Raw genomic sequence first — 7,188 nt, forward strand, 5'->3', positions numbered from 1 at the left:
CACATCGAGACTTAGGGAGGAATTGCCATGACACAGAACAAGATCACCCTGACCAAAGAGCAGGCCGACGCCTTCGGCCGCGAGCTCGACGTCATCAAGGAGCGCGTGATGGCGGACCTCGGCGAAGAGGACGCCGAGTACATCCGCAAGGTCATCAAGGCCCAGCGCGCCCTGGAGGTCGGCGGCCGCGCGCTGCTGTTCCTGCCCCCCACCTGGCTGTTCGGCACCGCGATGCTGGGCATCGCGAAGATCATGGACAACATGGAGATCGGCCACAACATCATGCACGGCCAGTACGACTGGATGCGTGACCCGACGATCTCCGGGCAGAAGTTCGAGTGGGACACCGCCTGCCCGGCCGACCAGTGGCGGCACTCGCACAACTTCATGCACCACACCTACACCAACATCGTCGACATGGACCGCGACATCGGCTACGGCATCATCCGGATGAGCGAGGACCAGAAGTGGAGCCCGTACTTCCTGGGCAACCCGGTCTACGCGTTCCTGCTGATGGTGCTGTTCCAGTACGGCGTCGCGCTGCACGAGCTGGAAACCGAGCGGATCCGCACCCGTGAGATCAGGCTGCGGGACAAAAAGCAGACGCTGAAGGAGATCTGGAAGAAGACCCGCCGGCAGACGCTGAAGGACTACGTCGCATTCCCCCTGCTGGCCGGCCCGTTCGCGCCGTTCGTGTTCACCGGCAACCTGACCGCCAACCTGATGCGCAACGTGTGGTCGTACATGATCATCTTCTGCGGCCACTTCCCCGACGGCACCCAGGAATTCAGCATCGACGAGACCAGGGACGAGTCCCGCGGCCAGTGGTACTTCCGTCAGGTGCTCGGGTCGGCGAACCTGACCGGCGGCAAGACGTTCCACCTGCTGTCCGGCAACCTCTCGCACCAGATCGAGCACCACCTGTTCCCCGACATGCCGGCCCGCCGGTACGCGGAGATCGCGCCCGAGGTGCAGGAGATCTGCGAGCGCTACGGCATCCCCTACAACAAGGGCCCCCTACTGCGGCAGTTCGGCACCGTCGTCCGCAAGATCGTGCGGCTCGCCGTTCCCGACTCCTGGACGCGGCGCGGCAGCCGGGCCGCGGCCGAGACCGCGTCGCCCGGGAAGGAACTGGTCGCCGCTTAGTCGTCAGGCGAGGTGCCAGGCGAGTCGTCAGGCGCGCGAAAAGCCAACCCCCGCTTGCTCTGGAGGGACACCGAAGGACCGAGCGGGGGACAATGGCGTCCGTGGAGTGGACCGGCGCGCGCTACGCGGACAACCCGACGGTGGAGGCCTCGACCTGGATCGACGCCGATCCCTCCCGCGTTTGGAGCCTGGTCTGCGACGTCGAGTTGATGCCGACCCTGAGCAATGAGCTGCAGGCCGTGGAATGGGCCGACGGTGCCGACCGCGCCAGCGCCGGCGCCCGCTTCGTCGGGCACAACGAACACCCGGCGTTCGGGCGGTGGAGCACCACCTCGCAGATCGTCGTCTACGACGAGCCCCGTGAATTCGCCTGGGCCGTCGGTGATTCCGCGCACCCGGCGGCGACGTGGCGGTTTCGGCTGACGCCGCGCGACGGCGGTACCGCATTGAGCTACTGGGCGCAGCTGGGGCCCGGCCGGTCCGGCCTGTCGGTGTCCATCGATGCGATGCCCGACCAGGAACAGAAGATCGTGTTCGTGCGGCTGCGGGAATTCGAGGCCGCGATAGACAAGACCTTGGCGGCGATCAAGAGGCTCGCCGAACACGGGGTGCGCTGACGAGCGCGACTACGGCTGGACCAGGATGCGGATGGGGTTACCGTCCTGACGCTCCAGCTTCTCGATGGCCAGCGGCAGGTCCTCGAGCGAGACGATTTCGCTGATTGACCGCGAAAGGTCAAGGCGCCCGGCCGAAACCAGCTTCGCCAGCGTCTCGATGTCGACATTCTGGTAACCCAGGTGGCCCAGCACCTGCTTGCGGGTCAGCCCGAACATCGCGGTCGGCCCGACGGTCGGCGCCTCGGCGCTCATCCCGACGCCCACCAGCCGGCCGCCCGACGTCAGGCAGTCCAGCGCCTGTTCGAACGTGACCTTCAGGCCCACGGCGTCGAAGGTGACGTCCAGCAGTCGCCCGCCGGTGATCTCGGCGATCTTGTCACGCAGCCCGTCGTCGCGCGAGCTGAAGGCATAGTCCGCCCCGAGTTCCAGGGCGCGCTCCAGCACCGCCGGGTTGATGTCGACCGCGATCACCGGCACCGCACCCACCAGCCGCGCGAGCTGGACGATGTGGGTGCCCACCCCGCCGACGCCCCACACGCCCACCGACTCACCGACCGCGACCTTTCCGGTGCGGACGACGGCGCCATAGGGCGTGGACACGGCGTCGGCCAGGATCGCGGCCTGCTCCAGCGGGACATTGTCGGGCACCCGGGTCAGGCCCGCGGCCTGGGCCACGGTGTACTCGGCCCACGCGCCGTCGTAGGCGAAGGCCATCAACTGGATCCGTAGGCAATTCACGCCGTCGCCGCGACGGCAGTTCGCGCAGCGCCCGCACGGCCGGCCGGCGGCGACCACCACCCGGTCGCCCTCCGCCCAGCCGGTCACGTCGGGTCCCAGCTTCGCGATGGTGCCCGACGCCTCGTGGCCCTGGATCACCACCTCCGCCTGCGCGGGGAACGTCCCGTTGATCAGGCTCAGGTCCGAATGGCAGATCCCGCAGAACGCGACCCTGACCAAGACCTCGCCCGGCCCCGGCTCGGGTATCGGAACATCCTCCAGCGCAACCTTTTTCGTCTCCGCATAGAAGCGCTCGGCGCGCATGGTGGACGCCATGGCTACTCGACGCCGATCGTCACTTCGGTCGACTTGATGAACACCGTCGCGGGCTGGCCCACCTCCAGGCCGAGCTCGACGGCGGCGTCCTTGGTGACCGAGGACGTGACGACCTGGTCCCCGCCGTCCAGGCGGACCTTGACGATCGCCATCACGCTGCCGAGGTCGACCTCGACGATGGTCCCCTTGAGCTGGTTGCGGGTCGATAGGCGCATCGCGCGGTCCTCCACTGGTCGACGGTCGGCGAAACCGAGCCTAGCCGCGGGGCCCCAGCAAGGCGACGGACGCGTCCACGGCGGGCTCGACGATCTCCCGCACCGGCCGCCCGTCCTCGACGGCCAGTGCGACCAGCTCGCGCAGGCCGCCCACCAGGATGACCGCCAGCGGCGGCGTCAGCGGCGGCAGGCCGGCCCGGCGGAACCCCGGACTGCTGCTGAGCCCGATCAGCAGGTTGGTCAGCAACTGCAAGCCCTCGCGCTGAACCGGGCGCGCGAAGTCACCCAGGGATGGCAGCTCGCGGATCCAGCTCAGCGTGATTTCCGGCCGCGACTCGATGCTGCCGACGTAGCCCTCCACGGCCTGACGTATCTGCCGATGCCAGTCGGCCTCGGGGTCGACCGCCACCCGGATGTCGTCGGCCATGATCTCGAACTCGGCCCGCAGCAGTTCCAGGAAACACTGCTCCTTGCCGGCGAACTGGTCGTAGAAGGTGCGCTTGGAGGTGCGGGCGTGGCGGACGATGTCGGCGACGGTGGTGGCGCGGTAGCCGCGTTCGCGGATCGAGGCGGTAAGACCGTCGAGCAGGCGACGGCGAAACGGCGGCACCAGAATCGCGTCGCCGGCCATTGCCGTCATGACCGACCCCTTTCGTGACACACTTGTCAGCGTTGGTACCACAGAGTACCGTACCGGGAAAGCGCGCGGTACACCGTCGTACCAACCCCGTTTCCGGGGCAGATATTGGGAGCATCTACTGCCATGACCGAAGTAATGACCGCCCCGCCCGCAGCCCCCGCCGTCAGATTGCCGCCCACCAGCCGGCTGCCGAAGCTGCTGCAGGGCATCTTGTTTGCGGGGTCGCGCCGCGGCATGTTGCGGTGGATGACGCGCCGCCACGGCCACGTCTTCATGCTCGACATCCCGATGTTCGGCCGCATGGTGGTCATCGGTGACCCGCAGCTGGCCAAGCAGGTCTTCACCACCGGCCCGGATGAGCTGGGCAATATCCAGCCCAACCTCAGCCGGCTGTTCGGGTCCGGCTCGGTGTTCGCGCTCGACCGCGACGAACACCGCCGTCGGCGACGGCTGCTGGCACCGCCCTTTCACGGCAAGAGCATCAAGAACTACGAGCGCATCTTCGAAGAGGAGACGCTGCGCGAGACGGCGTCCTGGCCGGAAGGCGAGCCCTTCGCCACGCTGCCGTCGATGATGCACATCACCCTCAACGCCATCCTGCGGGCGGTCTTCGGCGCCGACGGCGCCGAGCTCGACGAATTGCGCCGCCTCATCCCGCCATGGGTCACCCTGGGTTCGCGACTGGCTGCCGTGCCGAAACCCGAACGGACGTACGGCCGGTTCACCCCCTGGGGCCGGCTCGCGGAGTATCGGCGCAGGTACGACATCGTGCTCGACAAGCTGATCGACGCGGAGCGGGCCGACCCGGATTTCGAGAATCGCACCGACGTGCTCGCGCTGATGCTGCGCAGCAGCTACGACGACGGATCGGTCATGTCACGCAAGGACATCGGCGACGAGCTGCTGACCCTGCTGGCCGCCGGGCACGAGACGACGGCATCCACGCTGGCCTGGGCTTTCGAGCGGATCACCCGCCACCCCGAGCTGATGGCGGACCTGGTCGAGGAGGCCAGCGGCGACGACGGCGAACTGCGCCACGCGACGATCCTGGAGGTCCAAAGGGCCCGGACCGTCATCGATTTCGCGCCCCGCAAGGTCTACCCGGAGATGTATCAGCTCGGCGAGTGGGCCATTCCGCGCGGGGACTCGCTGATCGTGAACATTGCCGGGATCCACGACGACCCCGACGTGTATCCCGACCCCGACCGCTTCGACCCGCAGCGTTTCCTGGGGACCAGGCCGCCCTCGTTCGCATGGATTCCGTTCGGCGGCGGGGCCCGCCGCTGCGTGGGGGCGGCGTTCGCCAACGTGGAGATGGACGTGGTGCTGCGAACGGTGTTACGCCAGTTCGCCGTCGAGACGACGACCGCGCCCGACGAGAAGTGGCACTGCCGCGGCGTCGCCTACATCCCGAAGGACGGCGGCCGGATAGTCGTGCATCGGCGCTGATTCAGCGCTGCGCGTCGGCCCGCCGCGGCAGCTTCCAGCCGGGGCGGACGAAGTGGCAGGTGTACCCGTTGGGATAGCGCTGCAGGTAGTCCTGGTGTTCGGGCTCGGCCTCCCAGAAGTCGCCCGCCGGGCTGACCTCGGTCACCACCTTGCCGGGCCACAGGCCGGACGCCTCGACGTCGGCGATGGTGTCCAGGGCGACCCGCTTCTGCTCGTCGTCGACGTAGTAGATGGCCGACCGGTAGCTGGTGCCGCGGTCATTGCCCTGCCGATTCTTCGTGGTGGGGTCGTGGATCTGGAAGAAGAACTCCAGCAGTGTGCGGTAGTCGGTGACCGACGGGTCGAAGACGATCTCCACGGCCTCGGCGTGCGTGCCGTGGTTGCGGTAGGTCGCGTTGGGAACGTCGCCACCGCTGTAGCCGACCCGGCTGGAGATCACCCCGGGCTGCTTGCGGATCAGGTCCTGCACCCCCCAGAAGCAGCCGCCGGCCAGGATCGCCTTTTGAGTAGTTGCCATGCTGTCAGCCCTCCTTAGCGGCCAGGCTACACTCCGGCCGTGAGGTGTAACGGCTCGTGAGCGGCCCAGAGTTCTCGCGCGCCGAACTGGCCGCGGCCTTCGAGAAATTCGAGCAGACCGTCGCCCAAGCCGCCGAAACGCACGACTGGGACGCCTGGGTGCAGCACTACACGCCCGACGTGCTCTACATCGAGCACGCCGCGGGCACCATGCGCGGCCGCGATCAGGTCCGCGACTGGATCCGGCGCACGATGACGACCTTCCCCGGCAGCCACATGGTGGCGTTCCCGTCGTTGTGGTCGGTCATCGACGAGCCCACCGGGCGGATCATCATCGAGCTCGACAACCCGATGCGCGACCCCGGCGACGGCAGCGTCATCACCGCCACGAACATCTCGATCATCACCTACGCCGGCGACGGCCTGTGGCGCCGGCAGGAAGACATCTACAACCCGCTGCGCTTCATGAAGGCGGGGCTCAAGTGGTGCCAGAAGGCATCCGAACTCGGCACCCTGGACGACGACGCCGCCCGGTGGATGCAGCAGTACGGCGCGGTGCAGTGAGCCCGAAGCTCGTCATCGGCGCCAACGGCTTCCTCGGCTCGCACGTGACCCGCCTGCTGGTCGAGGACGGTCACGAGGTGCGCGTGATGGTGCGGCCCACCGCCAACACCCGCAGCATCGACGACCTCGAGCTCACCCGCTTTCACGGCGACGTCTTCGACACCGCCACCGTCCGGGAGGCGATGGACGGCTGCGACGACGTGTACTACTGCGTCGTCGACACCCGCGCGTGGCTGCGCGACCCGGCGCCGCTGTTCCGCACCAACGTCGAGGGCCTGCGCAACGTTCTGGACGTCGCGAAAGACGCCGGCCTGCACCGGTTCGTGTTCACCAGCACCTACGCGACGGTGGACCGCCGGCACGGCCACGTCGCGAACGAATCCGACCGGATACCCGCCGGCCGGCGGGTGAGCCCGTACGTCCAATCCCGGGTCCAGGCCGAGGATCTGGTGTTGCGCTACGTCGCCGAGCACGGCCTGCCCGCCGTCGCGATGTGCGTGTCCACCACCTACGGCACCGGTGACTGGGGCCGTACCCCGCACGGCGCCTTCATCGCCGGCACGGTGTTCGGCAAGCTGCCGTTCCAGATGAGCGGAATCCAACTCGAAGTCGTCGGGGTCGACGACGCGGCCCGGGCCATGATCCTGGCCGCCGAGCGTGGCCGCAACGGCGAGAAATACCTGATCTCCGAACGCATGATCCCGCTGACGGACGTGGTGCGCATCGCCGCCGACGAGGCGGGGGTGCTGCCGCCGCGGCGATCGATCCCGGTCCCCGTGCTCTACGCCCTGGGCGCGCTGGGCAGCCTGCAGGCGCGGCTCACCGGCAAGGACACCGAACTCAGCCTCGAATCGGTGCGCATGATGCGCGCCGAGGCGCCCGTCGACCACGGCAAGGCGGTCCGGGAACTGGATTGGCACCCCCGCCCGGTGGAGGAGTCGATCCGTGCGGCCGCCCGATTCTGGGCCGCCATGGGCAAGACCAGCAA

9 protein-coding genes are annotated in these 7,188 nt (G+C 68.2%); 5 read left to right on the forward strand and 4 right to left on the reverse strand.

The features are described 5' to 3' along the window. The first annotated feature begins 27 nt into the window (after nt 1-27). Both AC5Y5V_RS02875 and AC5Y5V_RS02880 read left to right on the forward strand, forming a co-directional pair. Nucleotides 28-1,146 (forward strand): fatty acid desaturase family protein, encoded by a 1,119-nt coding sequence (locus tag AC5Y5V_RS02875; protein ID WP_499931067.1) that lies wholly within the window; start codon nt 28-30, stop codon nt 1,144-1,146. A gap of 92 nt (nt 1,147-1,238) precedes the next feature. Continuing rightward, nucleotides 1,239-1,763: an SRPBCC family protein gene (locus AC5Y5V_RS02880; RefSeq protein WP_499931068.1), complete on the forward strand. Its 525-nt coding sequence runs from the start codon at nt 1,239-1,241 to the stop codon at nt 1,761-1,763. A 9-nt stretch (nt 1,764-1,772) separates the two neighbouring features. On the opposite strand, the gene AC5Y5V_RS02885 is transcribed toward AC5Y5V_RS02880, so the two are convergent. Genes AC5Y5V_RS02885 through AC5Y5V_RS02895 form a run of 3 tightly spaced genes read right to left on the reverse strand, consistent with a single transcriptional unit; the run spans nt 1,773 to nt 3,671 of the window. Further along, nucleotides 1,773-2,816 carry a zinc-binding dehydrogenase gene (locus AC5Y5V_RS02885; protein ID WP_499931069.1) on the reverse strand — a complete coding sequence of 348 codons (1,044 nt, stop codon included), beginning with the start codon at nt 2,814-2,816 and terminating at the stop codon, nt 1,773-1,775. A 2-nt stretch (nt 2,817-2,818) separates the two neighbouring features. Next, nucleotides 2,819-3,031, reverse strand: a complete 213-nt coding sequence (locus AC5Y5V_RS02890) for a TOBE domain-containing protein (RefSeq protein WP_499931070.1) — start codon at nt 3,029-3,031, stop codon at nt 2,819-2,821. A 40-nt stretch (nt 3,032-3,071) separates the two neighbouring features. Next, complete coding sequence (locus tag AC5Y5V_RS02895) at nt 3,072-3,671, reverse strand: TetR/AcrR family transcriptional regulator (RefSeq protein WP_499931071.1); 600 nt, start codon at nt 3,669-3,671, stop codon at nt 3,072-3,074. 123 nt (nt 3,672-3,794) lie between these two features. Here AC5Y5V_RS02895 and AC5Y5V_RS02900 point away from each other — a divergent pair, with 123 nt between their 5' ends. Beyond that, nucleotides 3,795-5,120: a cytochrome P450 gene (locus AC5Y5V_RS02900; RefSeq protein WP_499931072.1), complete on the forward strand. Its 1,326-nt coding sequence runs from the start codon at nt 3,795-3,797 to the stop codon at nt 5,118-5,120. Between the two features lies 1 nt (nt 5,121). Here the strand turns inward: AC5Y5V_RS02900 and msrA are convergent, their stop codons facing one another. Beyond that, a complete protein-coding gene (msrA, locus tag AC5Y5V_RS02905) occupies nt 5,122-5,637 on the reverse strand; it encodes a peptide-methionine (S)-S-oxide reductase MsrA (RefSeq protein WP_499931073.1) in 516 nt (171 codons plus the stop codon). A gap of 56 nt (nt 5,638-5,693) precedes the next feature. On the opposite strand from msrA, the gene AC5Y5V_RS02910 reads away from it, so the two are divergent. Both AC5Y5V_RS02910 and AC5Y5V_RS02915 read left to right on the forward strand, forming a co-directional pair. After that, complete coding sequence (locus tag AC5Y5V_RS02910; RefSeq protein WP_499931074.1) at nt 5,694-6,200, forward strand: nuclear transport factor 2 family protein; 507 nt, start codon at nt 5,694-5,696, stop codon at nt 6,198-6,200. Next, nucleotides 6,197-7,188, forward strand: a 992-nt coding sequence (locus AC5Y5V_RS02915; protein ID WP_499931075.1) for an NAD-dependent epimerase/dehydratase family protein, incomplete at its 3' end; no start/stop codon positions are given. The genes AC5Y5V_RS02910 and AC5Y5V_RS02915, both read left to right, overlap by 4 nt.

It is taken from the genome of Mycobacterium sp. NGS68 (genome assembly GCF_059812195.1).

Coding starts and splice junctions, on each gene's coding strand:
- AC5Y5V_RS02875 (WP_499931067.1), top strand. CDS start 28: ATGACACAGAACAAGATCACCCTGACCAAAGAGCAGGCCGACGCCTTC.
- AC5Y5V_RS02880 (WP_499931068.1), top strand. CDS start 1,239: ATGGCGTCCGTGGAGTGGACCGGCGCGCGCTACGCGGACAACCCGACG.
- AC5Y5V_RS02885 (WP_499931069.1), bottom strand. CDS start 2,816: ATGGCGTCCACCATGCGCGCCGAGCGCTTCTATGCGGAGACGAAAAAG.
- AC5Y5V_RS02890 (WP_499931070.1), bottom strand. CDS start 3,031: ATGCGCCTATCGACCCGCAACCAGCTCAAGGGGACCATCGTCGAGGTC.
- AC5Y5V_RS02895 (WP_499931071.1), bottom strand. CDS start 3,671: ATGACGGCAATGGCCGGCGACGCGATTCTGGTGCCGCCGTTTCGCCGT.
- AC5Y5V_RS02900 (WP_499931072.1), top strand. CDS start 3,795: ATGACCGAAGTAATGACCGCCCCGCCCGCAGCCCCCGCCGTCAGATTG.
- msrA (WP_499931073.1), bottom strand. CDS start 5,637: ATGGCAACTACTCAAAAGGCGATCCTGGCCGGCGGCTGCTTCTGGGGG.